The sequence below is a fragment of the Micromonospora okii genome, from assembly GCF_020884795.1.
In the GTDB taxonomy this organism is placed as follows: Bacteria; Actinomycetota; Actinomycetes; order Mycobacteriales; family Micromonosporaceae; genus Micromonospora; species Micromonospora okii.
Genome location: NZ_BBZF01000013.1, coordinates 131,851 through 157,885 on the forward strand (window position 1 = coordinate 131,851; position 26,035 = coordinate 157,885).

General features: G+C 74.3%; 25 protein-coding genes and 1 pseudogene. 9 read left to right on the top strand and 17 right to left on the bottom strand.

What is annotated here, in order from left to right; translation table 11 throughout:
- A partial coding sequence (locus tag LPU43_RS03605) for a serine hydrolase domain-containing protein (RefSeq protein WP_229398770.1) occupies positions 1-1,055 on the top strand: 1,055 nt, incomplete at its 5' end.
- A 20-nt stretch (positions 1,056-1,075) separates the two neighbouring features.
- Here LPU43_RS03605 and LPU43_RS03610 read toward each other — a convergent pair.
- Genes LPU43_RS03610 through LPU43_RS03625 form a run of 4 tightly spaced genes read right to left on the bottom strand, consistent with a single transcriptional unit; the run spans position 1,076 to position 3,392 of the window.
- Positions 1,076-1,669, bottom strand: a complete 594-nt coding sequence (locus LPU43_RS03610; RefSeq protein WP_229398771.1) for a hypothetical protein — start codon at positions 1,667-1,669, stop codon at positions 1,076-1,078.
- A gap of 4 nt (positions 1,670-1,673) precedes the next feature.
- On the bottom strand, positions 1,674-2,057 hold the full coding sequence (locus tag LPU43_RS03615; RefSeq protein ID WP_229398772.1) for a YbaB/EbfC family nucleoid-associated protein: 384 nt from the start codon (positions 2,055-2,057) through the stop codon (positions 1,674-1,676).
- 9 nt (positions 2,058-2,066) lie between these two features.
- The gene (locus LPU43_RS03620; RefSeq protein WP_229398773.1) at positions 2,067-2,993 is read right to left on the bottom strand and encodes a WXG100 family type VII secretion target; all 927 of its coding nucleotides are present in this window, start codon (positions 2,991-2,993) and stop codon (positions 2,067-2,069) included.
- A gap of 9 nt (positions 2,994-3,002) precedes the next feature.
- Positions 3,003-3,392: a type VII secretion target gene (locus LPU43_RS03625; protein ID WP_229398774.1), complete on the bottom strand. Its 390-nt coding sequence runs from the start codon at positions 3,390-3,392 to the stop codon at positions 3,003-3,005.
- Between the two features lie 268 nt (positions 3,393-3,660).
- Between LPU43_RS03625 and LPU43_RS03630 the strand changes: the two genes are divergently transcribed.
- Positions 3,661-4,425: a VOC family protein gene (locus LPU43_RS03630; protein WP_229398775.1), complete on the top strand. Its 765-nt coding sequence runs from the start codon at positions 3,661-3,663 to the stop codon at positions 4,423-4,425.
- 120 nt (positions 4,426-4,545) lie between these two features.
- Here the strand turns inward: LPU43_RS03630 and LPU43_RS03635 are convergent, their stop codons facing one another.
- The 4 genes and pseudogenes from LPU43_RS03635 to LPU43_RS03650 form a co-directional block, all read right to left on the bottom strand.
- Complete coding sequence (locus LPU43_RS03635; protein ID WP_229398776.1) at positions 4,546-5,424, bottom strand: ABC transporter ATP-binding protein; 879 nt, start codon at positions 5,422-5,424, stop codon at positions 4,546-4,548.
- Positions 5,421-6,503 (bottom strand): FecCD family ABC transporter permease, encoded by a 1,083-nt coding sequence (locus LPU43_RS03640; RefSeq protein WP_229398777.1) that lies wholly within the window; start codon positions 6,501-6,503, stop codon positions 5,421-5,423. Before LPU43_RS03640 ends, LPU43_RS03635 begins: the two co-directional genes overlap by 4 nt.
- Positions 6,504-6,546: 43 nt before the next feature.
- On the bottom strand, positions 6,547-7,482 hold the full coding sequence (locus tag LPU43_RS03645) for an ABC transporter substrate-binding protein (RefSeq protein WP_229398778.1): 936 nt from the start codon (positions 7,480-7,482) through the stop codon (positions 6,547-6,549).
- A gap of 392 nt (positions 7,483-7,874) precedes the next feature.
- Positions 7,875-9,191, bottom strand: a pseudogene (locus tag LPU43_RS03650) (M14 family metallopeptidase); the annotation flags it as partial.
- A 220-nt stretch (positions 9,192-9,411) separates the two neighbouring features.
- Here LPU43_RS03650 and LPU43_RS03655 point away from each other — a divergent pair.
- Positions 9,412-10,770 (top strand): C39 family peptidase, encoded by a 1,359-nt coding sequence (locus tag LPU43_RS03655; protein WP_229398779.1) that lies wholly within the window; start codon positions 9,412-9,414, stop codon positions 10,768-10,770.
- 113 nt (positions 10,771-10,883) lie between these two features.
- Here LPU43_RS03655 and LPU43_RS03660 read toward each other — a convergent pair whose 3' ends face one another.
- Genes LPU43_RS03660 through mqnE form a run of 3 tightly spaced genes read right to left on the bottom strand, consistent with a single transcriptional unit; the run spans position 10,884 to position 12,811 of the window.
- On the bottom strand, positions 10,884-11,144 hold the full coding sequence (locus LPU43_RS03660) for a DUF4229 domain-containing protein (RefSeq protein ID WP_229398780.1): 261 nt from the start codon (positions 11,142-11,144) through the stop codon (positions 10,884-10,886).
- A gap of 39 nt (positions 11,145-11,183) precedes the next feature.
- Positions 11,184-11,618, bottom strand: a complete 435-nt coding sequence (locus LPU43_RS03665; RefSeq protein WP_229398781.1) for a hypothetical protein — start codon at positions 11,616-11,618, stop codon at positions 11,184-11,186.
- Positions 11,619-11,641: 23 nt separating this feature from the next.
- Positions 11,642-12,811 carry an aminofutalosine synthase MqnE gene (gene mqnE / locus LPU43_RS03670; protein ID WP_229398782.1) on the bottom strand — a complete coding sequence of 390 codons (1,170 nt, stop codon included), beginning with the start codon at positions 12,809-12,811 and terminating at the stop codon, positions 11,642-11,644.
- Positions 12,812-13,052: 241 nt separating this feature from the next.
- On the opposite strand from mqnE, the gene LPU43_RS03675 reads away from it, so the two are divergent.
- Entirely contained in the window at positions 13,053-14,570 is a 1,518-nt protein-coding gene (locus tag LPU43_RS03675) for a C40 family peptidase (RefSeq protein ID WP_229398783.1), read from the top strand.
- A gap of 422 nt (positions 14,571-14,992) precedes the next feature.
- Here the strand turns inward: LPU43_RS03675 and LPU43_RS03680 are convergent, their stop codons facing one another.
- Positions 14,993-15,430: a hypothetical protein gene (locus LPU43_RS03680; RefSeq protein ID WP_229399349.1), complete on the bottom strand. Its 438-nt coding sequence runs from the start codon at positions 15,428-15,430 to the stop codon at positions 14,993-14,995.
- 238 nt (positions 15,431-15,668) lie between these two features.
- Between LPU43_RS03680 and LPU43_RS28640 the strand changes: the two genes are divergently transcribed.
- The 3 genes from LPU43_RS28640 (at position 15,669) to LPU43_RS03695 (ending at position 19,299) form a co-directional block, all read left to right on the top strand.
- Positions 15,669-16,280: a hypothetical protein gene (locus LPU43_RS28640; protein WP_305073312.1), complete on the top strand. Its 612-nt coding sequence runs from the start codon at positions 15,669-15,671 to the stop codon at positions 16,278-16,280.
- 218 nt (positions 16,281-16,498) lie between these two features.
- On the top strand, positions 16,499-18,580 hold the full coding sequence (locus LPU43_RS03690; protein ID WP_229398784.1) for a DEAD/DEAH box helicase: 2,082 nt from the start codon (positions 16,499-16,501) through the stop codon (positions 18,578-18,580).
- Between the two features lie 98 nt (positions 18,581-18,678).
- The gene (locus LPU43_RS03695; protein ID WP_229398785.1) at positions 18,679-19,299 is read left to right on the top strand and encodes a putative glycolipid-binding domain-containing protein; all 621 of its coding nucleotides are present in this window, start codon (positions 18,679-18,681) and stop codon (positions 19,297-19,299) included.
- 111 nt (positions 19,300-19,410) lie between these two features.
- On the opposite strand, the gene cds1 is transcribed toward LPU43_RS03695, so the two are convergent.
- Both cds1 and LPU43_RS03705 read right to left on the bottom strand, forming a co-directional pair.
- Complete coding sequence (cds1, locus tag LPU43_RS03700) at positions 19,411-20,502, bottom strand: L-cysteine desulfhydrase Cds1 (RefSeq protein ID WP_229398786.1); 1,092 nt, start codon at positions 20,500-20,502, stop codon at positions 19,411-19,413.
- Between the two features lie 21 nt (positions 20,503-20,523).
- Positions 20,524-20,979 (bottom strand): Lrp/AsnC family transcriptional regulator, encoded by a 456-nt coding sequence (locus LPU43_RS03705; RefSeq protein ID WP_229398787.1) that lies wholly within the window; start codon positions 20,977-20,979, stop codon positions 20,524-20,526.
- 268 nt (positions 20,980-21,247) lie between these two features.
- On the opposite strand from LPU43_RS03705, the gene LPU43_RS03710 reads away from it, so the two are divergent.
- Positions 21,248-21,514, top strand: a complete 267-nt coding sequence (locus LPU43_RS03710; protein WP_229398788.1) for a BldC family transcriptional regulator — start codon at positions 21,248-21,250, stop codon at positions 21,512-21,514.
- Positions 21,515-21,609: 95 nt separating this feature from the next.
- Here LPU43_RS03710 and LPU43_RS03715 read toward each other — a convergent pair whose 3' ends face one another.
- Complete coding sequence (locus tag LPU43_RS03715) at positions 21,610-22,239, bottom strand: UbiX family flavin prenyltransferase (RefSeq protein ID WP_229398789.1); 630 nt, start codon at positions 22,237-22,239, stop codon at positions 21,610-21,612.
- A 239-nt stretch (positions 22,240-22,478) separates the two neighbouring features.
- On the opposite strand from LPU43_RS03715, the gene LPU43_RS03720 reads away from it, so the two are divergent.
- Positions 22,479-23,480 (top strand): terpene synthase family protein, encoded by a 1,002-nt coding sequence (locus LPU43_RS03720; protein ID WP_229398790.1) that lies wholly within the window; start codon positions 22,479-22,481, stop codon positions 23,478-23,480.
- Positions 23,481-23,551: 71 nt separating this feature from the next.
- Here LPU43_RS03720 and mqnP read toward each other — a convergent pair whose 3' ends face one another.
- Positions 23,552-24,469 (bottom strand): menaquinone biosynthesis prenyltransferase MqnP, encoded by a 918-nt coding sequence (mqnP, locus tag LPU43_RS03725; protein WP_229398791.1) that lies wholly within the window; start codon positions 24,467-24,469, stop codon positions 23,552-23,554.
- Positions 24,466-25,926 carry a menaquinone biosynthesis decarboxylase gene (locus LPU43_RS03730; RefSeq protein WP_229398792.1) on the bottom strand — a complete coding sequence of 487 codons (1,461 nt, stop codon included), beginning with the start codon at positions 25,924-25,926 and terminating at the stop codon, positions 24,466-24,468. The genes mqnP and LPU43_RS03730 overlap by 4 nt, the downstream gene beginning before the upstream one ends.
- Positions 25,927-26,035: the final 109 nt, after the last annotated feature.

Sequence of the window (26,035 nt, forward strand, 5' to 3'; positions counted from 1 at the left end):
TGCGCGACGACCGGGACCGCTGGCGGGGCGCGAGCGGGGTGGCCGACCTCGACACCGGGCGGCCGGTGCGCCCCGGCTTCCAGCACCGCGTCGGCAGCATCACCAAGACGTTCGTCGCCGCCACGATGCTGCAACTGGTCGGCGAGGGGCGGGTGTCGCTGGACGCCCCGATCGGCCGGTACCTGCCGGGGTACGCGGTCGCCGGGGTGACCGTCGAGATGCTGCTCAACCACACCAGCGGCATCGGCGACTACGACAGCATCCTCTTCGTCACGCCGGAGGACGTCGAGCGGCACCGGTACACGACGTTCGCCCCGGAGCAGCTCGCCCGGCTGGGGGTCGACGCGCCGCCCACCGGCGACCCCGGCGAGCGGCACTCCTACTCGAACACCAACTACGTCCTCGCCGGCCTGATCATCGAGCGGGTGACCCGCCGGAACGCCACCGACGAGGTCCACCGGCGGATCATCCGGCCGCTCGGGCTCCGCGACACGTACTTCCCCGGACGGCGGACCCGGATCGCCGGGCCGCACAGCGAGGCGTACGTGCCGTGGTACGAGGGCGAGCTGCGCGACTTCAGCGTGGCGAACATGTCGTGGGCGTGGACGGCCGGCGCGCTGGTCTCGACGGCGGCCGACCTGAACCGGTTCTTCCGCGCCCTGCTGGGCGGCCGGCTGCTGCGCCCCGCCGAGCTGGCCCGGATGCGGACCACCGTGCCGATGATCCCGGAGGCCCCCGACGCCGCCGGCTACGGCCTCGGCCTCTACTGGCTGGACCTGCCCGGCGGCCGGTTCTGGGGGCACGACGGGCTCGTCTTCGGGCACAGCGCCATCTCGTTGCACTCCGCCGACGGCCTCCGGCAGGTGACGCTGGGCATGAACGTCACCCACTACTCGCTGCCCGGGGAGCCCCACCCGATCGGGGAGGCGAGCGGGGCGTTCCTGGCCACGGCGCTCACCGGAGCGACCGCCGTGCGCGCGGCCGCGCCGGTCCGGCTGCCCGCCGTCGTACCGCCGCCCGGGTCCACGGCGCTGCTCCGGCCCCTGCCGCGCTGAGCCGCCGCTCGCCGCCGTCCTCAGCCGAGGGCGGCGGCGAGCGCACGCAGCGGGTCGCCCGACTGGGCGATCGGGACGGTGAAGGCGGCCCAGGAGCCGTCGGTGAAGTCGATCCGCAGCCGCTTCGGGTTCAGCCGGTGCCGGCCGACCCGGGCCGCCGCGACGGCCGACCGGGGCACCGACCAGGCCACCTCCAGCTCGGCGGGCCGGTCGTCGGCCCCGGGCCAGAGCGAGACCGGGCCGGTGAGGCAGAGCAGCAGCCGCCGGTCGGTCGCCGCCAGCACGCGCTCCCGCAGACCCGGCGGCGCGGCGGCGCGCCGGTCGGCGAGGGCCAGCCGGGAGGCCGCCGAGCCGGGCTCGCCGCGCCCGGCCACGCCGTACAGGACGCGGTCGACCAGCCGGTCGCCGGCGGAGAAGACCACCAGCGGCGAGAGCACGTTGAGCAGCACCCCGACGACGCCCGGGCCGCCGCCCGGACCGCCGGGCGGGGTCGACTCGGCGGGCGGCTCCGGCGCGGTGGCCCCGGCCGCCACGTCGGCCTTGGCGACGGCGAGCAGCCGCTCGTCGGGGGCGAGCAGCCGGGACACCCCGCCGGTGTACGGGTCGTCGGGCACGGCGTCAGTACCGGTCGTACCGGTCGGCGTACCCGTCGGTGTCGCCCCGGCGGTCGTGCCCGGCGGCCCGGCCCCGGCCGGTGGTGGGGCCGCCCACGACCTCGCCGACCAGGTCGCGGACCCGGGCCGCGGCGGCCTCCTGCGCGCGGTTCGCGGCGGCGGTGAACTCCTCCGCCAGGGTGTACGAGTCGAGGCGCATCGCCCTGGCGTCCAGCTCGGACGCCAGGATCTTGCCGTCCGCGCCCGCCGTGACCCGCACCAGCCCCGAGTCGCTCACCCCCTCGGCGCTGCTCTGCTCCAGCTCGGTCATCCGGGAGGCCAGCTCCCGCTGCCAGTCGTCGAGGTTGCGGGCCAGCGCCTCGATCCGGTCCAGGCCGGGGAAGGTCATGTCGTCCTCTCAGTTGACGATCGAGTCGAAGACGTTCTGCACACCGCTGGTGTACGGGCCGAGGTCCTCACGGTACGTGCCGTCGTGCAGGTAGTTGCGGTCCTTCTGCCCGTCGGAGACGTCGTGCAGCCCGACCCCGGTGTCCAGCAGCGCCCCGCCGAGCCCGTTGATGTTGACCGGCGACGCCTGGTTGATGACGAACTTGCCGGGGAACAGCGTGGCGAACCGCTGGAGCTGGAACGCCCGCGCCTCGGCCGTCCACCCCGACTTGTTCCACGCCTTGTACGCCTTCTTCGCCTTCCGCAGCTCCATCACCGCCCGGCGGTAGCGGGTCAGCAGCTCGGCCACCTTCTCCAGCTTCGTCACCAGCTTGGTGAGCACCTCCGCGAACCGGGCGACGATCTTGCACATCCGGCCGACGGTGGTGGCGAGCCGGGCGAGCACCCGCACCACGGTGGCGGCCAGCGAGACGCCCGCGCTGAGCGCCGCCGCGACCGCCGCGATGATCACCTCGGTGAGGAACCAGATCAGGAACTCCAGGATCAGCTCGACGAGCAGGTTGAACGCGTCCACCGCCGCGTTGGCCGCGTCGACCAGCACGTCCTTGGCGCCGTCCAGGCCCCGCGCCAGCTCCTCGATCGCCTCCTCCACCGACTCCATCGAGGCGTGGAAGCTCTCCGCCGCGTCCCCGGACCAGGCGCCGCGCAGCCGGGCCCGGTCGGCGACCTGGTCGCCGGCGATCTCCCGGACCGCCGCGCCGGTGCTCAGGCAGAGCTGGGCGGCACGCATCAGGTCGTCCGGCTCGCCGGCGACCAGCTCCAGGAGCTGCTCGAACGGCCAGAGCACGGCGTTGGACAGCGGCTTGAACGGGTCGGGCGTGCCCGACACGATCTGCTCGAAGTACGTCTTGTTGCGGTGCAGCGCCTCGGTGCTCATCGCTCCCCCTCAGCCGGCGGTCGGGGCGGGGCCGGGCGACGGCGACGGCAACGGCATGGGCACGGGGCCGGGCGCGGGCGGGCCGCCCGGCACGAACAGGTCGCGGTTGGCGACGTCCGAGCCGGTGTACGCGCCGGCCGTGTCCTCGAGCCCCTCGGCGATGTCGGCCATCACCTCGGCCCCGTCGGCGAGCCCCGCCAGGCACGCCTCGAACTGCTCGGCGTACGCGGCGGCCAGGCTGAACGACGCCGGCATCACGCCGAACGCGTGCCGGGGCACGTGCCCGTCGCCGAACGCCTGCCGGAGCTGCCGGAACCGGTCGGCCCGGTCCCGGGACGCCGCGGCGAACGCGCTCAGCGCCTCCGGCTGGACGTCGAGATTCCCGTTCGGGCTCGTCACCGGCCCTCCCCCGTGTCCTGAGTGACAGATCAGCCGTACGCGCACCGACTCTAGGTGATCGACGCACCCGCCGGATTCCCCGTCCTTCGCGGCTCCCGATTCTCCTTCTCCCCGGCTCCCGAATTCCGTTCGTTCTTCCCGGCTCCCGAATTCCCGTCCTCCCCGGCTCTGGGGAAGTTCGTCCGATTCCGGCCCCGGGCCGGGGCGGCGGTGCCACGATGCCGACAGGGCGTCCCGCCGGGGCCGCCACCTGCCGAAAGGGGTCAGCGTGAGCAGCGTCCCGCCGGGCACGCCGTGCTGGGCCGACCTGGCCACCCCGGATCTGGCGGACGCCCGACGCTTCTACCCGGGGCTGTTCGGCTGGACCGACCGGGTCGCCCCGCAGCCGGAGGCCGCCGGCTACACGACCTTCCGCTGCGGTGACCGGTCGGTGGCGGGGGCCGGGCCCCCGGCCACGGAGGGCCAGGTGCCGATCTGGTCGACGTACGTGGCGACCGACGACGCCGACCTGGTCACCACGCGCGTGGAGGCGGCCGGCGGGCAGGTGCTCGTCTCGCCGTTCGACGTCTTCGACCAGGGGCGGATGGCGGTCTTCGCCGACCCGGCCGGCGCGGTGTTCAGCGTGTGGCAGCCGATGGCGAACCCCGGGGCGGAGCTCTTCGACGTCCCGGGGGCGATGTGCTGGAACGAGCTGGTCACCCCGGACCCGGAGGGGGCGAAGGTCTTCTACGAGCTGGTCTTCGGCTGGCACCCGGAGGAGGAGTCCGCCGACCCGGTGACGTACACGGGGTGGCGGCTCGGCGAGCGGATCGTCGGCGGGATGATGCCGCCGCTGGCCGAGGACTTCCCGGCCGACCTGCCGGCGTACTGGACGGTCTACTTCGCCGTCGCGGACGCCGACGCCGCCTCGGCCCGCGCGGCCGAGCTGGGCGGCACGGTGCTGGTCCCGCCCCACGACACCGGGCGGGGCCGGGTCGCGGCGCTCCGCGACCCCCAGGGCGCCCTCTTCTCCGTCGTCGCCCTCACCCGCTGACGCCACCGCCCGCCCGGGACCGCCTCCGGGCGGGCCGCCCCCAGGCGGGCGCGCCGGCGGGGGGCGTGGTTAGGAGGGGACCCTTCCTATACCGAAAGCGTTAACAAGGTGCCCTTCCTTTCACGGCCGGCGGACCGGGACCACCAGGGGGCCCCGCTCGCCGGGGAGGACGCGGACCGAGGCGCGGTAGTGCCGGGCCAGCAGCTCCTCGGTGAGCACCTCGCGGGGCGGGCCGGCGGCGGCGACCCGGCCGGCGGCGAGCAGCACCATCCGGTCGGCGTACTCGCCGGCCACCGAGAGGTCGTGCATGGTGGCGAGGACGGTGAGGCCGTGCTCGCGGCGGAGCTGGTCGACGAGTTCCAGCACCTCCTGCTGGTGGCCGATGTCCAGGGCGCTGGTCGGCTCGTCGAGCAGCAGCAGGGTGGCCCCCTGGGCGAGCGCGCGGGCCAGGAAGACGCGCTGCCGCTCCCCGCCGGAGAGGGTGGCCAGCTCCCGGTGTGCGAAGCCGTCGAGGTCAAGCCGGTCCAGCACCTCCCGCACGGCGGCCAGGTCGGCGGCGGACTCCCGCCCGAGCGCCGGGATGTACGGGGTCCGGCCGAGCAGCACGTAGTCGAAGACCGCCATGCCGGCCGGGACGACCGGGGACTGGGCGACCGTGGCCACCACCCGGGCCCGGTCGCGGCGGCGCAGCGCCTCGCTCGGCGTACCGAACAGGGAGATGGCGCCCGGCGCGGGCAGCAGGCCACCGACGGCGCGCAGCAGGGTCGACTTGCCCGCGCCGTTCGGGCCGATCACGGTGACCCACTCGCCCGGGGCGACGCTCAGGTCGACGCCGGCCAGGATCGGCGCACCGTCCAGGCGGACGTGCAGGCCCCGGACCTCGACGGCGGGCGGCGACCCGCCGGCGGATGGCGGCGGCGCCTCAGCGGATGACGGCAGTGGAGAGCCCTCAGCGGAGGACGGCAGTGGAGAGCCCTCGGCGGACGAGCGGGCGCTCATGTCAGCGTCCGGCGGGAGTTGCGCAGGACCAGGACGAAGAACGGGCCGCCGAGCAGCGCGGTGACCACGCCGATGGGGATCTCGGTGGGGGCGGCGGCGGTCCGGGCGACCACGTCGGTGAGGGCCAGGAACGCGCCGCCGAAGAGCAGGGACAGCGGCAGGATCACCCGGTAGCTGGCCCCGGCCAACAACCGCACGGTGTGCGGGACGATGATCCCGACGAAGCCGATCAGCCCGGACGCGGAGACGGCGGCGGCGGTGCCGAGGGACGCGGCGGCGATGAGCAGGTAGCGGGAGCGCTGCGGGTGCAGGCCGAGGCCGGTGGCCTCGTCGTCACCGACGGAGAGCACGTCCAGTTCGCGCCGGTGCGCCAGCACCACGACGGCGGTGAGCAGGAAGTACGGCAGGACCATCCGCACGTCGTGCCAACCGGCGGTGGCCAGCCGGCCGAGCAGCCAGGAGTAGACCTGCTGGATGGTGTCGGAGTTGCGCTGGAGCAGGTACGTCTGGCCGGCGGAGAGGAACGCGGACACCGCCACCCCGGCGAGGATCAGCGCGGCCGTCGAGCGCCCCGGCCCGCCGGCCGCCCCGATCACGTACGTCATGGCGACCGCGCCGAGCGAGCCGACGAACGCGGCCAGCGGGACGGTGACCGGCAGCCCGGTCAGCGCGCCGCCCGCCCCCGCGCCGAGGGCCATCACCGCGGTGACGGCCAGCCCGGCCCCGGCCGCCACCCCGAGCAGGTACGGGTCGGCCAGCGGGTTGCGGAACACGCCCTGGTAGCAGCCGCCGGCCAGGGCGAGCAACCCGCCGACGAGCAGCCCGAGCACGACCCGGGGCAGCCGCAGCTCGGTGACGATGGCGATCTCACGTTCGGTGAGCCCGCTGTCGAGGCGTACCCCGGGCAGCAGGTTGAGCAGCTCGGCGGCGACGCTGCCGGGCGGCAGGCTGACCGGGCCGAGGGAGACCCCGGCGACCAGCGCGACGAGCACCGCGAGCACCCCCGCGGCCAGCCAGCCGGGTCGCAGCCCGGCCGGCCGACCCGCGAAGGAGGGGCCCCTTGTTATCGCTTTCTGCATGTGAAGGGGCCCTTCCCAACACCCCTCGGCGCGGGCGGCAGCGTCACGCCGGCACCTTGGCGACGGCGTCGACGACGGCCCGGAGCAGGTCGACCACGCGGGGGCCCCAGCGCGAGGCGACGTCGTCGTCGAGGGCGACGACCTGGTTGTTCCTGACGGCGGTGACGCCCGCCCAGCCTGGGCGCGCCTTGACGGTCTCGGCGGTCTGCTTGCAGCACTTGGTGTCGGCCAGGAAGACGAGGTCCGGGTTCGCCTTGACGATGCTCTCCTGGGAGAGCTGCGGGTAGCCGCCGTTGCGGCCGTCGGCGTCCGACGCGTCGGCGATGTTCTCCAGCCCGGCGAGGGCGTAGATCGAGCCGATGAACGTCTTGCTGGTCGCGGTGTACAGCTCGGGGCCCAGCTCGTGGAAGTACGTCAGCTTCTCCGACCGCTTGGGCAGGTCGGCGGTCAGCTTGGTGATGTCGTCCTTCATCCGCCGGACCACGTCGGCGGCCTCGGTGGCGTGGCCGGTCAGCGTGCCGAGGTCGGTGAGCTGCCGGTAGGTGTCGTCCAGCGTCACCGCCGCCGGGGTGAGCAGCACCGGGATCTTCAGCGTGGTGAGCTGGTCGACGATCTTGTTGCGGTCGTCGGAGAGCACCACGAGGTCGGGGCTCTTGCCGGCGATCGACTCGGCGTTCGGCGAGAAGGCGGACAGGTCGCTGCGGGGCGCCTCCGGCGGGAAGTTCGACTGGTCGTCGGCGGCGGTGACCTGACCGCCGGCGCCGATGGCGAAGAGCATCTCGGTCGCGGTCGGCGCGAGCGAGACGATCTTCTCGGGGCGCTTCTCCAGCGTGAGCTTCCCGACCGTGGCGGGGAAGGCGGCGGCCGGAGCGCCGGTGGCGGGGGCGTCGTCGTCGGGTTCGCTCTGGGCGCAGGCGCCGAGCGCCAGCGCGGCCACCGCGAGGGTCGCGGCGAACAGCCGGGGGGTACGTCGGAACACATGTCCTCCTGTCGGCCGAGGAGTCTGGTGCTTCGCCGACAGGTGCCGTGTGCCGGGTGCCCGTCCGCGAGGCGCCCCTCCTCGAGAGCGCGGGTCGCGACCCGCCGCAGGCGACCTGGCTCACCACACACGTCGGCGCCGGCCGAGGGGCCGACGCCGGGAAGGTGGCCGACGGTGGGCCGGCTCCCGCGCCCGCCGGAGGGGCGGACGCCACGGGTGGGGCATCACAGTTGCGGGACAGCGCCGGATTCGCACCGGCTTCGCTGCGGGGTGGTCGGTGCCACCGTAGCGCACGGGCTGCGGCACCCCGCCGGTGCAGGTCGTCTCGCTCTGCGTCGCCGGCCGGTCACGCCGGTGGGGCCGAGGGCCCCACCGGCGTGGGACGGTCAGGAGCAGTACTGGGTCTGCTTGTCGATCACCCGGTACGGGCAGTCGGCGTACTCGGAGAGCAGCAGGACCGCGTCCTTGTTCCGCGCGGTCTGGGTGGGGATCACCTCGTCGGGCGGGTAGAAGCCGCCGCCGGTGCCGGACGAGCCGGGGTACATCTCGAAGGTGTACGCCCAGATCTTGTGCGTCGCCCAGAGCCAGTCGAGGCTGTCGCCGTCGGTGATGTAGAGGTCGCTGGACTGCTCGGGGGTGTACCCGTTGGTGGCCGCCATCCGCTGCCCGAGCGTGGCGAAGGTGTTGTACTGGTCGGCGGTCATCCCGGTGGTGGTGTTCGCCGTCGTGTAGCCGAACGGCCAGAGCACGAGCTGCGAGTACGTGTGGAAGTCGATGTTCGCCTTGATCTGCTGCACCCCGCCGACCACCCGGCTGTTGACGAAGTCGCGCAGCGCCCTGGTCTCGGGGGCGGAGAAGGCGGACGGGCCACGGTAGGTCAGCGAGGACGGGGTGCCGGACGAGCCGCCGCAGCAGCCCCAGTTGTAGCCCCAGTTCCGGTTCAGGTCGGTGCCGACCGCCGTCGTGCCGCTGTTGGGCTGCCGGTTCTTCCGCCAGGACCGGTACGACCCGGTGGCGATGTCGTACTCGCTGCCGTCGGGGTTGACGGTGGGGACGATCCAGATCTCCCGGGTGTTGACGACGTTGGTGACCCGGGAGTCGCTGCCGTAGCTGTCGGTGAAGAGGTTGAGCAGGTAGATCGCCATCTCGACGGTCAGGTGCTCGCGGGCGTGCTGCTGCGAGTTGAACAGGATCTCCGGCTCGGCCTCGTCGGTGGCGACGTTGTCGGAGATCTTCACCGCCATCAGGTCGCGGCCCTCGTACGACCGGCCGATGCTGACCTTGCGCGCGATCGTCGGGTGGTCGGCGACCACCTTGTTGACCACGGCGGTCAGCTCGGCATAGTCGTGGTAGTTCGAGTCGGCGGCCGGGAAGCCCATGGTGCCGATCTCCCCGCCGGGCGCCGGCGCGACCTCCTTCTCCAGCCGGAAGCCGAGCCGGCGGATCGCGGTGGCCTCGGCGTCGGTGGCCGAGACGTACAGGACGCCGTGCTCGACGGAGTCGATGGCCGCGCCGGTGCGGGCCACCGCGTTGCGGTCGGCCAGGGTGCGCGGGCCGGTCACCCGGTACTCGGCGGCGGCCGGCTCCGGGGTGGCGCTCTCCGGCGCCGGGCGTGCGGAGACCGGCCCGCTGGCGACGGTGAGGCCCAGGCCGGCGGCGGTGGCGAGCAGCAGCGCGCGACGTAGGCGGACGGAAGTGCGGATGGGCATGCCCAACCTCCTCGGGTACGGGGAGATCCCGTTTCGTGGTGCTGCACACTTCACCACCGGTCACATGGTCATATCAATATTCTTCACTGCCTCATCCATCCCGACCGGATCCTCACATCGGCAAGGATTTTCCATACCTCTACCTATGGCGAAACTTCCCGCCGGGCGGGATAGTGACCGGCAAAGCACGTCCTGACCCGCCTCACCTCGCGGAGAACCCATGGTCAGCAGAGCCCTGCGCGCGGTCGCCCTCGTCGGCGTCTCCACGCTCGCCCTCGTCGGCACGGCCGTCCCGGCCCACGCCGACACCCGCCCCGCCGGCGCGCCCGGTCGTCCCGCCGGGGCCCACGACGAGCAGATCACCTTCCAGGAATGGTCCCGCCACCCCGACTGGCGCTCCGGCGAGCACCGGGGCACCCGGGCCGTCCCCGGCAACCGCACCGGAATCACCATCGACCGGCCCGCCGGCACCACCGAGTTCACCGACGAGCACAGCGGCACCACCGCCACCTGGGAGTACGCCACCTGGACGTCGCCGGCCACCCGGATCGGCTTCGACGCCACCGAGCTGATCACCTCGTGGAACGCCGACACCCCGGCGGGCACCTGGCTCCAGGTCGAGCTCCAGGGCACGTACAACACCGGCGGCCGGACCCCCTGGTACGTCATGGGGCGCTGGGCCTCCGGTGACGCCGACATCAAGCGGGCCACCCTGGACGGCCAGGGCGACCCCTTCTCCAGCGTCTGGACCGACACGTTCTCCATCGACGACGCCGACGCCGGGGTGCTGCTGCGGTCGTACCAGCTCCGGCTCAACCTCTACCGCAAGCCCGGCCAGGCGGCCTCGCCCCGGGTGCGGATGCTCGGCGCGATGAGCTCGAACGTGCCGGACCGGTTCACCGTGACCCCGAGCCGGGGCGGGATCGCCTGGGGCAAGGAGCTGCCCGTCCCGGCCCGCTCCCAGATGATCCACCGGGGCAACTACCCCGAGTGGGGCGGCGGCGGGCAGGTCTGGTGCAGCCCGACGTCGACCACGATGGTGCTGGAGTACTACGGCCGGGGCCCGTCGGCGCAGGACCTGGCCTGGGTCACCCCCGGCTACACCGACCCGCAGGTCGCCCACGCCGCCCGGATGACCTGGGACTACGAGTACGAGGGCGCGGGCAACTGGCCCTTCAACACCGCCTACGCGGCGAGCTTCCCCGACATCGACGCGCGGGTGACCCGGCTGCACTCGCTCGACGAGGTCGAACGGTTCATCAAGGCGGGCATCCCCGTGATCACCTCGCAGTCCTTCCTCGCGGAGGAGCTGGACGGGTCGAACTACGGCACCTCCGGCCACCTCTTCGTGGTCGTCGGCTTCACCGCCGACGGTGACGTGATCGTCAACGACCCGGCGTCGTCGTCGAACGCCGAGGTGCGCAACGTCTACAAGCGCGAGCAGTTCGAGCAGATCTGGCTGCGCACCAAGCGCCACCGGGCCGACGGCAAGGTGGCCTCCGGCTCGGGCGGGGTCGCGTACCTGGTCAAGCCCGCCAACCGGCCGTGGCCGACGGTGCCGGGCTCGACCAACTGGTAGTCACCGGAGCCGACCGGGGAGCCGCCGACGACGCCGGCTCCCCGGTCACCCGACGGGCCCGCGCCGCAGGCTGACGCTCGGAGTCCCGGAGCCCGCGCCCGGTGCCGGGCCGCTCAGGGCTTCGGCTGCTCGTCCTCGCCTGCCAGGGCCGAGCGCAGCCGCTCCTTCTCCGCCCGGCGCCGCTCGGTCGCCTCGGCCATCTCCCCGGCCATCTCGTCCCGCCAGCCCTTCAGCAGGAAGAACGACAGCGCGGCGGAGAACGCCAACGCCAGCATCAGCTTCAGGAAGATGTTCATGCTGACCGGCAGGAGCGCCGCGAAGATCACCACGAACAGCCCGATCCGGCCCAGCGTGTACTTGACCGCCGCGCTCACCTTCGCACTCCGTTCTCCGCCCGGCCCCGGGCGGGAGGTTCAGCCCGTCCGGCGGGCCAGCCAGTGGACGCCGGGAAACCACACCACCGCGTAGACGACGGTGAACGCCGCCGCCGCGAACCCGCCGGAGACCATCGGCGGCAGCCCGTCGGCCAGGCCGGCCGCCAGCAGGCCGCCGACCACGGCGAGCGCCACCGCCGCCAGCGCGGCCACCACGCGGGCCGCGCCGAACCCCCAGGCCCGGAAGTCCTCCCAGTACAGCCAGGCGGGCAGGATGACCGCCAGCCAGCCGTTGGCCCGGCCGAAGTCGCCCGCGCCGGCGGTGGCGAAGCCCCAGTCCAGCAGCAGCAGGGCGAGCAGGCCGATCACCAGGCCGCCGAGGGCCACGCCGAGCAGGTCGCCGAGAGCGACGACCCGCCCCTCGTCGTCCCGCCGGGGGAACCCGCCCTGGGCCTGCTGACTCTGTCCGCTCATAACGTCACGAGGGTACGGGCCGGTCAGGCCCACACCTGCTGCGGCTCGGACCGGCGCTCGGCGAGCGACGGGGCGGCGTCGTACTCGCGCACGACCTCGTAGCGGGTGTTGCGCTCCACCGGGCGGAAGCCGGCGTCCCAGATCAGGTGCAGCAGGTCGTCCCGGTGCATGGTGTTCGGGGTGCCGTACGAGTCGGCGTCGTGGGTGATCTTGTATTCCACGACCGAGCCGTCCAGGTCGTCGACGCCGAAGTTCAGCGAGAGCTGGGCCACCGACAGGCCGTGCATCACCCAGAAGTTCTTCACGTGCGGGATGTTGTCGAACAGCAGCCGGGAGACGGCGAAGGTCTTCAGCGACTCGGCCGGGGAGGCCATCGTGGTGCGGGCCTGGATCCGGTTGCGGATCTTGCCATCCGCCGAGTCCACGAAGTCGTGCTGGTAGCGCAGCGGGATGAAGACCTGGAAACCGCCGGTGGAGTCCTGCAACTCGCGCAGCCGCAGCACGTGGTCGACCCGGTGCCGGGGCTCCTCGATGTGCCCGTAGAGCATCGTCGCCGGGGTCTTCATGCCCTTCGAGTGGGCCAGCGCGTGGATGCGCGACCAGTCCTCCCAGTGGCAGGCGTGGTCGACGATGTGCTGGCGGACCTCCCAGTCGAAGATCTCGGCGCCGCCGCCGGTCAGCGACTCCAGGCCGGCGTCCATCAGCTCGTCGAGGATCTCGTCGGCGCTCAGCCCGCTGATCTTCTCGAACCACTGCACCTCGGTCGCGGTGAACGCCTTCAGGTTGACGTTCGGCAGCGCCGCCTTCAGCTCGCGCAGCACCTTCGGGTAGTAGCGCCAGGGCAGCGTCGGGTGCAGGCCGTTGACGATGTGCAGCTCGGTGAGCTGCTCGTCCTCCATCTCCTTGGCCTTGCGGACGGCCTCGTCGATGCGCATCGTGTACGCGTCCTTCTCGCCCGGCTTGCGCTGGAACGAGCAGTACGCGCAGCTCGCACTGCAGACGTTGGTCAGGTTGAGGTGCCGGTTGACGTTGAACATCACCCGGTCGCCGTTGAGCTCGGTGCGCCGGTGGTGGGCCAGCCGGCCCAGCCAGGTCAGGTCGTCGCTGTCGTAGAGGGCGATCCCGTCCTCACGGGTCAGCCGCTCGCCCGCGTACACCTTCGCTTCGAGCTCACGCTTGAGTCCGGCGTCCATCGAAAGCCACGTCCCTTCCCACCTACGGTCCCGTCGAGCGTACGTCGGGTCGCCGACACGACGTCGGCCCGGTCGAGCCCAGCGACGTACCTCACCGAACTCTCAGCCGCTCGTTACCTCCGCAGCCATCGACATCGTTGCGTCGGTACGGTAAGACAGGGTGGGGCGCGCCACACGACGGGCGCGCCGTCGTCGCCGCGCCTCTCTGGGCGCTGGCCAGCGAAGCCGGACGGGGAGCGGAATGGTGCGGACCACGCGAAGGCCACGACGGCAACGACGAAGGGCCCCCCTCTTCTCCCCGGTGCTCCGGCCGATGCTCTGGTCCGCGCTGCTCAGCGCGGTCGCGACGGCCGCCCTCGCCACCCCCGCGTACGCGGAACCGCCGCTGCCCAACGTCGTCCCCGACAGCGGGGCCCGCCCGGTCGCCGCCGGCGGGGTCCTGCTCCCCGGCGCGGCCAACGGCCCCGTGCTCCCGGGGGCCCCCGGCGTGCCCGGGTCGCCGCTGGGCAACGGTCCGCTCGCCGCCGCGATCGCCGCCGCCGAGGCCCAGGTCGGGCTCCTCGGCAACCAACTGCTCGCGCTGCAACAGACCCGCACCGACGCGGAGACCCAGCTCGCCACCGCCGACCGGGACCTGAAGGCCGCCCGTGCGGCCCTGACCCTCGCCGAGCAGGGCGCGGACGCCGCCGCGGCCGGCGCGCTCAAGGCCGCCGCCGCCCTGCCGCCGGCCGCGTTCGCCGAGGACCTGCACGGCCTCAACGTGCTCCAGCGGAGCATCCGGGGCGAGCAGGCCGACGGGGCGACCACCGCCGCCGCCGGCGAGGTGATCCGGGCCCGCGCCGCCGAGCAGGTCGCCCAGCAGGCGTGGGCCGCCGCCGACACCCGGGTACGCGGCGTGCGGGAGCAGTACACCGCGGTGGAGAAGTCGCTGCGCGAGCAGGAGTCGAAGCTGCTCAAGCTGCGCAGGGACAACGCCGACCAGATCATCGAGCTGGAGCGCCAGCAGGAGGCGCTCGACCAGCGGACCGGCGCCTCCTACGTGGACGGGCAGAGCGCCAACGGCCTCGCCGCCAGCCCGACCGCGGTCGCCGCCGTGCGCTACGCCCTGGCCCAGCTCGGCGACCCGTACGTCTGGTCGGAGGAGGGGCCGGACGCCTTCGACTGCTCCGGCCTGATGTGGGCCGCCTACCGGTCGGCGGGCTACTACGACCTGCCCCGGGTGTCCCGCGACCAGTACTACGCGACCCGTGGCCGGGCGGTGAGCCGCTCGGCCCTGCTCCCCGGCGACCTGCTCTTCTTCGCCTCCGGCAGCAGTTGGACGACCATCCACCACGTCGCCATGTACATCGGCAACGGGAAGATGGTCCAGGCCCCGACCACGGGCCAGACGGTGAAGATCTCCCCGGTCGGATGGTCCCGGCTCTACGCCGCCACCCGAGTGGTCGGCGCGGTGCCCGCCCCGGGGGTCCCGGCCCCGGCGCCCGCCCCGTCGAAGCCCCCGACGGCCCCGAAACCGACCCCCAAGCCGACCCCGAAGCCCACCAAGCCCACCAAGCCCACGCCGAAGCCCACCAAGCCGACGCCGAAGCCCACCCCGACGACCCCGACCCCGAAGCCGACGCCGACGACCCCGTCGCCGAGCCCGACGCCGACGCCGACGGACGCCCCGTCGCCGACGCCGGCCCCGACCAGTCAGGCCAGCAGCCCGACGCCGATCGACAGCGCCTCGCCGAAGGCATCGGCCAGCACGGCCGGCTGAGCGCGTCCACTCACTCCGGCTGTGCTGCCGGGCGGGAATATGGCACCGTGACACCCAGACACTTCCGGTCCGACGTCACGGGCGCGGAGGCGAGCGCGGGCACGGAGGGCGACCATGGGCGAGCAAGAGGTCCCGGCGGGGACGGCCGACCCCGGAAACCCGTCCGGCACCGCCGGCCGCACGGCGGAGGGCCCGGCTGACGCGCCCCCGGCCGGGCCGAGCGGGCGGGCGACCGTGCCCGCCGTCGCGGCACGGGCCCGGGTGGGCGTGGCCACCGCCAGCGTCCCGCCCGAGACGGGCGCGGCGCGGGCGGCCGGGGGCGGCGGGACCACGTACCGCGCGGGGGCCAAAATCGGCCCCGCGTCCGCCCCGAACCCGACCGCCGACGGCGGGGATGCGGGGCCCGGGAACGACCGGGACGGTCAGGACGCCGGAAGCGGCGCGGTATCCGCGCCGACGAGCCTCGGCGGCGCTTCGGTGCCCGGCCCGCGCGGCGGGGGCACCGCGTCCACCCACGCCCGGGCCAGCGCGTCGGTGCCGGGGCTGAACCGGGTCTCCGCCAGCGAGGCCGCCGGTGCCCTCGGGGGAGCCGGCGCCCCGTGGGCCCAGACCGGCGGCACGAAGGTGTACCGCTCGGCCCCGGCGAACCCGGAGCCGCCCGAGCCGGCGCGGCCCCCGGAGCCGGCCGAGCCGCCGGCGCCACCCGCCCCGGAGCCCCCTCCCGCGCCCGTTCCGCCCGCGCCGGGTCCGAACCCGCCCGCGCCCCCGTCGCCGGTGCCGGGTCCGAACCCGCCGGCACCTCCGTCGCCCGTGCCGGGGCCGAACCCGCCGGCACCCCCGTCGCCCGTGCCCGGGCCCACCCCACCGACACCGGCACCGCCCGTGCCGGGGCCGAACCCGCCGGCACCCCCGTCGCCCCTGCCCGGTCCCACCCCGCCGGAGCCGACGCCGCCGGCCCCGGGGCCGTACCCGCCGGGCCCGGTCCCCGGGCCGCCCGGCCCCGGTCCCGTGCCGCCCGGTCCCGTGCCACCCGCGCCGGGCCCGCCCGCCCCGCCGCCCGGCCCCCCGGTGCCACCGCCGCCCCCGCCGCCCGGCCCGATGCCGGCGCCGCCGTTCCCGCCGCCCCCGCTGACCTCGACGACCGCCCCGGCCGGGTCGCCCGTGGTCGTGCCGGCGCCCGCCCTGCCGAGCTGGCCGCCGCCCACCGACCCGATGGGGTGGGGCGGTGCCGCGCCCGTCTCCGGCGCACCGGCGTCGGGTGCGCCCGCCGCCGACCGGCCGGCTCCCGGCCTCTACGGCACCGCCCCGACCACCGCCTGGCAGGTCACGCCCACGAGCGGCGCGCCCACCGACCGGGCCACCGGAGGGCGGGCCACCGCCGGGCCCCCGGGCCGCCCGACGACGCGGGCCACCGCCGCCCGTCGGGACCCGGGGACGGCCGACCTGGCCAGCATCGCGTACGGCACCGAGGGGCCGGGCTTCGCCACGGTCGCGCTGCCGGCCGGCAACCCGCTGGACAACTCCGGCTCGCTGACCGGGCACATCCTCGCCCAGGGCTGGGCGGACAGCCCGACGCACCGGTCCAGCACCACCAAGGTGGTGATCGTCCTGGCGGCGTCGCTCGGGCTGCTCGTCGCGATCAGCGTGCTGGTCGTGCTGCTGGCGGGCGACACGGTGGACGGGCTGGTCGGCGGCCTCATCGACATCTGAGGCATCGAGGGATGGTGAGTCCGCCCACTACCGCCTCGCGGCGCGGTGGCGGGTTTGGCGTCCCGCCGTACACTTGTCGTAATCACACCGACCCGGCGCGCTGAGGCGCGCCCATGGGCGATCTTGCGGGCGATTCGGCGGCATTGAGCTGCGGCAGGCCATCGCGAAGATGCGCCCCGCTCGAAAGGCATTTCTTGACCACCTTTGCTGAACCCGGCATGTTCCCGTCCGTCCTCGACGCCCCGGTCGACATCCCCGCCCCGGCCGACACCCCCACCGAGGCGGCTCCGGTCGACGCCCCCGTGGACGCCGACGCCGACAGCACCGACGCCCTCGATGACGACGCCGACGTCGACTTCGCCGCGCTCGGGCTGCCCCAGTCGCTGGTCCGGGCGCTGGACCGGCTCGGCATCACCACCCCGTTCCCGATCCAGCGGGCCACCGTCCCGGACGCCCTCGCCGGCCGGGACGTCCTCGGCCGTGGTCAGACCGGCTCCGGCAAGACCCTCGCCTTCGGCCTGCCGCTGATCGCCCGGCTCGCCGAGCGCAACCGGGCCCGGCCGCTGCACCCGCGCGCCCTCGTCCTGGTCCCCACCCGGGAGCTGGCGATGCAGGTCAACGACGCGCTGGTGCCGCTGGGCAAGGCCGTCGGCATCTTCCTCAAGACCGCCGTCGGCGGCGTGCCGTACGACCGGCAGATCGACGCGCTCCGCCGGGGCGTGGAGATCGTCGTGGCCACCCCCGGGAGGCTGGGCGACCTGATCAACCGGGGGGCCTGCCTCCTCGACGACGTCGAGGTGACCGTGCTCGACGAAGCCGACCAGATGGCCGACATGGGCTTCCTGCCCGACGTCACCGAGCTGCTGGCGAAGACGCCCGCCCACGCCCAGCGGCTGCTGTTCTCGGCCACCCTGGACGGCGACGTGGACTCGCTGGTCAAGCGGTTCATGACCGACCCGGTGACCCACTCCACCGCGCCGCCCACCGCCGCTGTGTCCACGATGGACCACCACATCCTGCTGATCCCGCCGCACGACAAGTTCGCCGTGGCGGCGTCGATCGCGGCCCGCTCCGGCCGGACCATGCTCTTCGCCCGCACCCAGCTCGGCGTGGACCGGCTGGTCGAGCAGCTCGCCGCCGTCGGCGTACGGGCCGGCGGGCTGCACGGGGGCAAGACGCAGCACATGCGGACCCGCACGCTCGCCGAGTTCCGCGAGGGCCGAATGAACGTGCTGGTCGCCACCGACGTGGCGGCCCGGGGCATCCACGTCGACGGCGTCTCCCTCGTGCTGCACGTGGACCCGCCGAAGGAGCCGAAGGACTACCTGCACCGCGCGGGGCGTACCGCGCGGGCCGGCGAGTCCGGCGCGGTCGCCACCCTGGTGCTGCCCAAGCAGCGCCGCACCACGCTGGCCATGCTGGAGAAGGCCGGCGTCGCGCCGACGGAGAACCGGGTCCGGGCCGGCGACCCGGCGCTGGCCGAGCTGACCGGCGCGCGCGAGCCCAGCGGCGTACCGGTGCGCGACGAGCCCCCGGCCGCCCGCCGGCACGGCGACCGCGCGTCCGGCCCGCGCCGCTTCGGCGACCGCGACGGCCGGGGCGAGCGCCGGTACGGCGACCGGGAGCCGCGCTTCGGCGGGGAGCGCCGCTTCGGCGACCGCCCGGCGGGTGAGCGCCGCTTCGACGACCGGGGCGAGCGCCGCTACGGGGACCGGCCCCAGGGCGACCGCCGGTTCGCCGACCGGCCGCAGGGCGAGCGCCGCTACGCCGACCGCGACGCACGGGGCGACCGGCAGTTCGGCGACCGGGGCGACCGGCAGTTCGGCGACCGCGACGCGCGGGGCGAACGCCGCCACGGCGACCGCGACGCGCGGCGGTTCGACGACCGCCCGACCGGCCCCCGTCGCTTCGAGGACCGGGACGCGCGGGGCGAACGCCGCTTCGACGACCGGGGTGACCGGCAGTTCGGCGACCGGGGCGACCGGCGCTTCGACGATCGGGGCGACCGGCAGTTCGGCGACCGCGACGCGCGGGGCGAACGCCGCCACGGCGACCGCGACGTGCGGCGGTTCGACGACCGCCCGGCCGGTCCCCGTCGGTTCGAGGAGCGGGGCGAGCGGCGCTACGGCGACCGGGACGTTCGGGGCGAGCGCCGTTTCCCGGAGCGTGGTGAGCGCGGCGGGGAGCCGCGTACCGGCGACCGGCGGGGCGGCTTCCGCCCCGAGGTGCGCGGGCGGGACGACCGGCCGCGCGACGACCGGCGCGGCTTCGGCGGGCGCCCGCCGGTGCGTAGCCACTGAGTCTGACGACGACCGGAACGCCGCCACGGAGCCCACGCTCCGCGGCGGCGTTTCCGCATGTCCTGCCCCTGCCGGGCGGGTGGCGTAACGTGCGGTCCATGCCGATTTCGCTGTTCTGGAACCGGACGGACACCACCGGCGCCGAGCACGCCGTGTGCGACGACGCGGGCGGCCTCACCGCGCGGGGGGTCGCGCTCGCCGTCGACCCGATCCCCTACACCTGCCGCTACCGGCTGACGACGGGGCCGGACTGGGCGGTCAGCCGGCTGGAGGTCGACGCGGAGGGCGCGGGCTGGCAGCGCAGCGTGCGGCTGGAGCCGGCCGGTGACCGGTGGCGGGTGACGACCTCGGAGGAGGGCGACCTGGACGCCGCGCTGCGGGCGGCCGGGCGGCCGCCGGCGGGCCTGCCGGGCACCGACGACCCGGGCCGGCTGGCCGACGCGGTGGACGTGGACCTGGGCGGTTCGCCGCTGTTCAACACCCTTCCGGTACGGCGGCTGGGGCTCGCCTCGGCGGCGGCGGGGACGGCGCACCGGATCACCGTGGCGTGGGTGCTGGTGCCGAGCCTGACGGTGGTGCCCGCCGAGCAGGTCTACACGGCGCTCGGGCCGGGGCGCGTCGGCTTCGCGAGCGGGACGTTCGCCGCCGAGCTGGACGTGGACGGCGACGGCTGGGTGCTCCGCTACCCCGGCCTGGTGGAACGCGTCGCCCCGCGCTGAGCCGCGCGCCCGTGCCGCTGAGCCGCGCGCCCGTGCTGAGCCGCGCCCGCGCCGGGAGGCGTGAAAGGGGTGCCCTTCTCTACCGTAGGCGTTAACAAGGTGCCCCTCCTTTCAGCCCGGCCAGGTGCCCGTGGTGAGGAAGCGGTCGATCGCCGCCAGGTGCGGGGCCAGGTCGAGACCCTGCTCGGCGACCCACTCGTCGGAGTAGTACGTGTCGGCGTAGCGGTCGCCGGGGTCGCAGATGAGAGTGACGACCGAGCCGGTACGCCCCTGCGCGAGCATCCCGGCGACCAGGCCGAACACGCCCCACAGGTTGGTGCCGGTGGAGCCGCCGACCTGCCGGCCGAGCAGGGCGGAGCCGGCCCGCATGGCGGCCAGGGAGGCGGCGTCGGGCACCTGCACCATCCGGTCCACCACGGCGGGCAGGAACGACGCCTCGACGCCCGGCCGGCCGATCCCCTCGATGCGGGAGCCCCGGCCGGTGCGCACCGACCAGTCACCGGCCTGCCAGGCCGGGTAGAACGCCGAGTTCTCCGGGTCGACCACGCAGAGCTTGGTGGGCAGCCGGCGGTACCGGAGGTACCGGCCGATGGTGGCGCTGGTGCCGCCGGTCCCCGCGCCGACGACGATCCAGTCCGGTACGGGGTGCCGCTCCAGCGCGAGCTGCGCGTAGATCGACTCGGCGATGTTGTTGTTGCCCCGCCAGTCGGTGGCCCGCTCGGCGTAGGTGAACTGGTCCATGAAGTGGCCGTCGCCGTCCTCGGCGAGCCAGCGGGCCTCGATCACCACCCGGGCCGGGTCGTCGACCAGGTGGCAGCGCCCGCCCTGGAACTCGATCTGGGCGATCTTCTCGGGCGAGGTGGACGCCGGCATCACCGCGATGAACGGCAGGCCCAGCATCCTGGCGAAGTACGCCTCGGAGACCGCCGTAGAGCCGGAGGACGCCTCGATGACGGTCGTCCTCGGGCCGATCCAGCCGTTGCAGAGCCCGTACAGGAAGAGGGAGCGGGCGAGGCGGTGCTTGAGCGAGCCGGTGGGGTGCACCGACTCGTCCTTGAGGTAGAGGTCGATCCCCCATTCGCGGGGCAGCGGGAACGGCAGCAGGTGGGTGTCGGCGGAGCGGTTGGCGTCGGCCTCGACCGCGGCGATCGCCTCGGTCACCCACGTCCGGCTGGCCTCGTCGCCCCGGTCGAGATGAGTCATGCCGGCAACGTAGCAAGCGGGTCAGGAGGCCGGCCCGAGCGGCTGCGGGCGGTTCTCCCACTTGGTGGACAGGGCGACCCCGGTCCGGGTGGAGGCGACGCCCGGGGTGCGGTTCAGCCGGACGATGAGCTGCTCCAGCTCGGCGATCGTGCCGACCCGCGCCTTGAGCAGGAACGACTCGACCCCGGCCATGAAGTAGCAGGAGTCGATCTCGGGCATCCGCCGGACCGCCTCCAGCACGTCGTCGGTGTCCGCGCCGGAGTCCTCGACGAGGCCGATCACGGCGGTCACCCCGAGCCCGATGGACTCGGGCTCCACCTCCGCCCGGTAGGCCCGGATCACCCCGCTCGATTCCAGCTTGCCGACCCGTTCGTGCACGGCGGGAGCGGAGAGGCCGACCTGGCGGGCCAGCTCGGCGTACGACAGTCGGGCGTTGCCTTGCAGCAGCTCGACGAGGCTGAGGTCGATAGCGTCCACGGACTGTGACCCTAGTGGTTGGCGCGTAACGTCCGGCGTCCGGCACACGTTGCACATGACAGCAGGTGAGTGTCCACGGACCCTCGGTCAAGGGAGTTCGGCGCCGACAGCATTTACTAACTTCCCACTCAGTGCGTTTTTCGCGTTTGGCGGACAGGCCAGGTCGCTGGTGCTGTAATTGCCATACGTCCCTCATGACGGCTCTGGGCTCGCACCGGCCGGGGGCAGTGTGTTCAGCCGGGGGCTTCGTCGACGCGAGGAGGGGGCTGTGGACACTGGAGATCGCCTGCTGACACCGGGTGAGGTCGCCGCGCTGTTTCGGGTTGACCCGAAGACTGTGACGAGATGGGCGGCAGCCGGCCGGATCGGCAGCATCCGGACTCCAGGCGGGCATCGCCGGTTTCGGGAATCCGAGGTGCGGGCCCTGCTGGAGGGGGAGGGCATGTTGGAGGAGGCGGACGACATGGGGAAGGCCCGTGACGTCGGCCCCGCCGCGTCGACCGGCCCCGGCCCGGCCGGCGCCGGGATGTACTAGCGCCGGGACGTACCAGCGCCGGGACGTACCAGCGCCGGCCCGCCTCTCGGGGCGGCCGGGAGCGACCGGGGCGCGGTCAGGAGCGGCCGGGGCGGTCAGGAGCGGCCGGTGCCCAGTTCGCCCGACCAGCGGCGGAACAGGGTGTGCGGCACGCCCAGCGCGTCGAGCACCTTTCCGGCCACGAAGTCGACGAGCTGCTGCGCGGAGGCCGCCGCCCCGGCGCCGTAGAAGCCGGGGCTCGCCGGCAGCACGACCGCCCCGGCGTCGTGCAGGGCGATCAGGTGCTCCAGGTGGCTGCGGGTCACCGGCGTCTCGCGGGGCACCACCACCACCGGCCGCCGCTCCTTGAGGTTGACCTCGGCGGCCCGCTGGAGAAGATCCTTCGACAGCCCGATGGCGATGCCGGCGCAGGCCGCCGTACTGGCCGGCACCACCGCCATCCCACGTACCCGGTAGGAGCCGCTGCTGGGGCCGGCGGCGAGGTCACCGGCGGGCCAGTACCGCAGGTCGTCGCCGCCCAGGTCGCGCCCGATCCAGGCCGCGAGGTCCTCGGCCCAGTGCGCGTCGCGGAAGGCCAGCCCGGTCTCGTCGAGGATGGTCAGCCGGGCGGCCCGGGACACCACCAGGTCCACCGGCTCCCCGGCGTCGAGCAGCGCCCGGACCACCGCCGCCGCGTACGGCGTGCCGGACGCCCCCGAGACCCCCACCACCCATGGTTCGCGCATACCGTCCAGCCTGCCTGGTCGTCCTGGAGGGCCGCCGGCCGGCCCCTGGAGCCGGCCGGGCCGGTCCGTCCGCCGGCCCGACCGGTCACCGACCCGCCCGGGCCGGTCCGCCACCCCGGCCCGACCAGCCGAGAACCCGGCCGGGCCGGTCCGGCACGCCGGCCGGGCCGCCGTACCCGGGGCTGGGCGGACCTGCGATGCTGCGGTGGGCATCCGACGCCGACGGGAGGAAATCGGTGATGACCGGCGACGTCCTCTGGTCGCTCCGCTCCGACTGCCCCATTCCGCCTCGGCTGTCGCCGTACGCCGACCGGGTGCAGCGGTGGCTGGACGACCGGCTGCCCGGCCTCGGCCCGCCGCTGGACGGCCCGGCCCTGGAGCGGCTGTCCCGCGCCGGCTTCGCCCGGTACGCGGGCCGGCTCTACCCCGGGGCCACCGAGCCCGACCTGCGCGTCGTCGCCGAGCTGTTCACCTGGTTCTTCCTGGTCGACGACGCCTGCGACGGGCCCGACCGGCTGACCCCCGACCAGATCCGGGCGCTGCGCGACGGGACGCTGCGGCTGCTGGGCGAGGGCCCCCAGGGGCACCAACCGGGGCTCACGGGCCCGCTGCGCCGGCTGCTGGCGCGCGCCTGGCGGGAGCCGCGCCGCCGGATGCCGGGCCGCTGGCGGGAGCGGTTCGCCGACGCGGTGGGGCACCACCTCGACGGGGTCCGGCAGGAGGCGGCCGGCAAGACGGCGGGCCGCCCGCCGGGCGTGCGCCGGTACGTCGAGCTGCGCCGGGCCACCTCGGCGGCGTACGTGTCGTACGTGCTGATCGAGTTCGTCACCGGCCGGCCGCTGCCGGACGCGGTGTACCACCACCCGCTGCTGCACGAGATCGCCGACCTCGGCAACGACCTGCTCTCCTGGTACAACGACATCGCCTCGCTGGAGCGGGACCGGGTCACCTCCGGCGGGCACAACCTGGTGCTGGCCCTGGCCGCCGAGCGGGGCGTGCCGGTGGCCGCCGCCGTCGACCTGGCCGCGCAGCGGTGGCGGGCGGCGCTGCGCCGCTTCGTGGAGCTGCGCGCGAGCGTGCCGTCGTTCGGCCCGGCGCTGGACGAGGCGGTAGCCGACCACCTCGACGGCATCGCCGCCGCCGTCGGCGGCACCATCGAGTGGACGCTGGAGAGCGCCCGCTACGGCGGTAAGGAAGGTGCCCTTGTCAACGCTTCCGGTAGAGCAGGGGCCCCCTCCTAACAACCGGCCCCGGGCGCAGCGCGCCCGACCGGACCAGCGCCGGCCGACCGGTTCAGCGCCGCCCGACCGGCTCAGGGACGCAGGCCGAGCCGGATCACCAGGTCGAGCAGGGCGAAGACGAACAGCGCGATGCCGACGAACCCGTTCGCGGTGAAGAACGCCCGGTTGACCTTGCTCAGGTCGGTCGGGCTGACCACGACGTGCTGGTAGCCGAACGCGACGGCGGTGAGCGCCAGCCCGATCCACCACAGCCAGCCGAACCCGACCAGCGCCCCGAACCAGATGAACGCCGCGAAGGTCACCACGTGCGCGACGGTGGAGGCGTGCAGGGCGAACCGCAGCCCGTACCGGGCGGGCACGCTGTGCACGCCGATCCTCCGGTCGACGTCGGCGTCCTGGCAGGCGTAGATCAGGTCGAAGCCGCCGATCCACAGGCCGACGGCCGCGCCGAGCAGCCACGCCGGCCAGGAGCCGGCGAAGGTGCCGGTGACCGCCAGCCACGCGCCGACCGGGCCGACCGCCTGGGCCACGGCCAGGATCGCGTGCGGCCAGTTGGTGAACCGCTTGCCGTACGGGTAGACGACCAGCGGCACCACGGCGAGCGGCGCGAGCACCAGGCAGAGCGGGTTGAGCAGGGCGGCGGCGGCGAGGAACACCGCCAGGGCGACGGCCGCGCCGGTCCAGGCCGTGCGCACGCTCACGGCCCCGGTGACCAGTTCCCGGTTCGCGGTACGCGGGTTCCGGGCGTCGACCCGCCGGTCGAGGATGCGGTTGGCGGCCATGGCGAACGTCCGCGCCCCGACCATCGCCACGGTGATCAGCAGCAGGTCCACCCAGCGCACCCGCCCGCCGTCGACCTGCATCGCGGTCAGCGCCGACAGGTACGCGAACGGCAGCGCGAAGACGGAGTGCTCGATCGCGACCAGCTTGAGGAAGGACTTGACCCGCCCGGGGCGTTCGACGGGCTCGGTGACGGCGGCGGTGGTCATCGGATGCCGTACTCCTTCCAGCGCTTGTCGACCAGGGAGACGACCTCGGGCGACATGGTCATCTCCTCCGGCCAGCCCCGGCCGTAGCCCTCCTCGGGCAGCTTGCGGGTGGCGTCGACGCCGGCCTTGCCGCCCCAGAACTGCTGGTACGAGGCGTGGTCGAGGTGGTCCACGGGCCCCTCGGTGAGCAGCAGGTCCCGGGCGTAGTCGACGTTGCCGAAGGCCCGGAAGGCGACCTCGTTGTAGTCGTGCACGTCGCAGTCCTCGTCGACGATCACGATGAGCTTGGTCAGCGACATCATGTGCGCGCCCCAGATCGCGTTCATCACCTTCTGGGCGTGCTTGGGGTAGCGCTTGCGGATCGACACGATCGCGCAGTTGTGGAAGACCCCGGCGGCGGGCAGGTCGTAGTCGACGATGTCCGGGATGAGGAAGCGCAGCAGCGGCGCGAAGATCCGCTCGGTGGCCTTGCCGAGGCCGTGGTCCTCCTGCGGCGGCTGGGACGTGACGATCGAGTGGTAGACCGGGTCGCGCTGCATGGTCATGGCCTCGACGTGCAGCACCGGGAACGGCTCGACCGGGGTGTAGAAGCCGGTGTGGTCGCCGAACGGGCCCTCCGGCAGCCGCTCGCCGGGCTCCAGGTAGCCCTCCAGCACCACCTGGGCGTGCGCCGGCACCTGCAACGGCACGGTCAGGCAGTCGACCATCTCGACCCGCTCGCCGCTCAGGAAGCCGGCGAAGAGGTACTCGTCGATGTCGGCGGGGAGCGGCGCGCTGGCCGAGTAGGCGACCACCGGATCGGCGCCGATGGCGATGGCGACCGGGAGCCGCTGCCCGAGCCGCTCGGCGACGGCGTGGTGGGCCGTGGAGTTCTTGTGGATCTGCCAGTGCATGCCGAGGGTGTTGTGGCTGTGCTGCTGGAGCCGGTAGAGCCCCAGGTTGCGCTTGCCGGTCTCCGGGTGCTTGGTGTGGGTCAGCCCGAAGTTGTGGAAGATCCCGCCGTCGCCGGGCCACACCTGGAGGCCGGGCAGCCGGTTCAGGTCGACGTCGTCACCCCGGTAGACCACCTGCTGGCAGGGGGCCGTCCTGACCTTCTTCGGCGGCATCGACTTGAGCTGCATCACCTTGCCGAGGCCGCCCATCATGCCCGAGAAGCCCATCGGCAGCTCCGGCTTGAGCAGCTCGCCGATCCGGTTGCCGATCTCGTCGAGGTGCTCCACCCCGAGCGCCATCGCCATCCGCTTCTCGGTGCCGAAGAGGTTGACCGCCACCGGCATCTCGCCCCGGGTGGGCCGCTCGAACAGCAGCGCCGGCCCGCCGGCCCGTACGGTGCGGGTCACGATCTCGCTGATCTCCAGCGTGGGGTCGACCGGGACGCTGACCCGGCGCAGCTCCCCCGCGCGCTCCAGCGCCGCGAGGAAGTCCTTCAGGTCGGTGTACGGGAAGCCACGAGCCATGACAGCCAGTCTCCCCCACCAAGCTGAGTGCCGCCCCACCCGGCCCCCACCACCTGCGCACCGCTCGGCGGCGACCGCCGCCCGCCCGCCCGTCCGTCCGTCCCCGTGA

What these genes read in the sequence shown, in the direction of transcription:
- LPU43_RS03640 (WP_229398777.1), bottom strand. Translation starts at nt 6,503, where the DNA reads ATGCAGAAAGCGATAACAAGGGGCCCCTCCTTCGCGGGTCGGCCGGCC.
- LPU43_RS03690 (WP_229398784.1), top strand. Translation starts at nt 16,499, where the DNA reads ATGTTCCCGTCCGTCCTCGACGCCCCGGTCGACATCCCCGCCCCGGCC.
- LPU43_RS03675 (WP_229398783.1), top strand. Translation starts at nt 13,053, where the DNA reads ATGGTGCGGACCACGCGAAGGCCACGACGGCAACGACGAAGGGCCCCC.
- LPU43_RS28640 (WP_305073312.1), top strand. Translation starts at nt 15,669, where the DNA reads ATGCCGGCGCCGCCGTTCCCGCCGCCCCCGCTGACCTCGACGACCGCC.
- LPU43_RS03655 (WP_229398779.1), top strand. Translation starts at nt 9,412, where the DNA reads ATGGTCAGCAGAGCCCTGCGCGCGGTCGCCCTCGTCGGCGTCTCCACG.
- LPU43_RS03695 (WP_229398785.1), top strand. Translation starts at nt 18,679, where the DNA reads ATGCCGATTTCGCTGTTCTGGAACCGGACGGACACCACCGGCGCCGAG.
- LPU43_RS03715 (WP_229398789.1), bottom strand. Translation starts at nt 22,239, where the DNA reads ATGCGCGAACCATGGGTGGTGGGGGTCTCGGGGGCGTCCGGCACGCCG.
- LPU43_RS03730 (WP_229398792.1), bottom strand. Translation starts at nt 25,926, where the DNA reads ATGGCTCGTGGCTTCCCGTACACCGACCTGAAGGACTTCCTCGCGGCG.
- LPU43_RS03635 (WP_229398776.1), bottom strand. Translation starts at nt 5,424, where the DNA reads ATGAGCGCCCGCTCGTCCGCCGAGGGCTCTCCACTGCCGTCCTCCGCT.
- cds1 (WP_229398786.1), bottom strand. Translation starts at nt 20,502, where the DNA reads ATGACTCATCTCGACCGGGGCGACGAGGCCAGCCGGACGTGGGTGACC.
- LPU43_RS03620 (WP_229398773.1), bottom strand. Translation starts at nt 2,993, where the DNA reads ATGAGCACCGAGGCGCTGCACCGCAACAAGACGTACTTCGAGCAGATC.
- mqnP (WP_229398791.1), bottom strand. Translation starts at nt 24,469, where the DNA reads ATGACCACCGCCGCCGTCACCGAGCCCGTCGAACGCCCCGGGCGGGTC.
- LPU43_RS03720 (WP_229398790.1), top strand. Translation starts at nt 22,479, where the DNA reads ATGACCGGCGACGTCCTCTGGTCGCTCCGCTCCGACTGCCCCATTCCG.
- LPU43_RS03665 (WP_229398781.1), bottom strand. Translation starts at nt 11,618, where the DNA reads ATGAGCGGACAGAGTCAGCAGGCCCAGGGCGGGTTCCCCCGGCGGGAC.
- LPU43_RS03615 (WP_229398772.1), bottom strand. Translation starts at nt 2,057, where the DNA reads ATGACCTTCCCCGGCCTGGACCGGATCGAGGCGCTGGCCCGCAACCTC.
- mqnE (WP_229398782.1), bottom strand. Translation starts at nt 12,811, where the DNA reads ATGGACGCCGGACTCAAGCGTGAGCTCGAAGCGAAGGTGTACGCGGGC.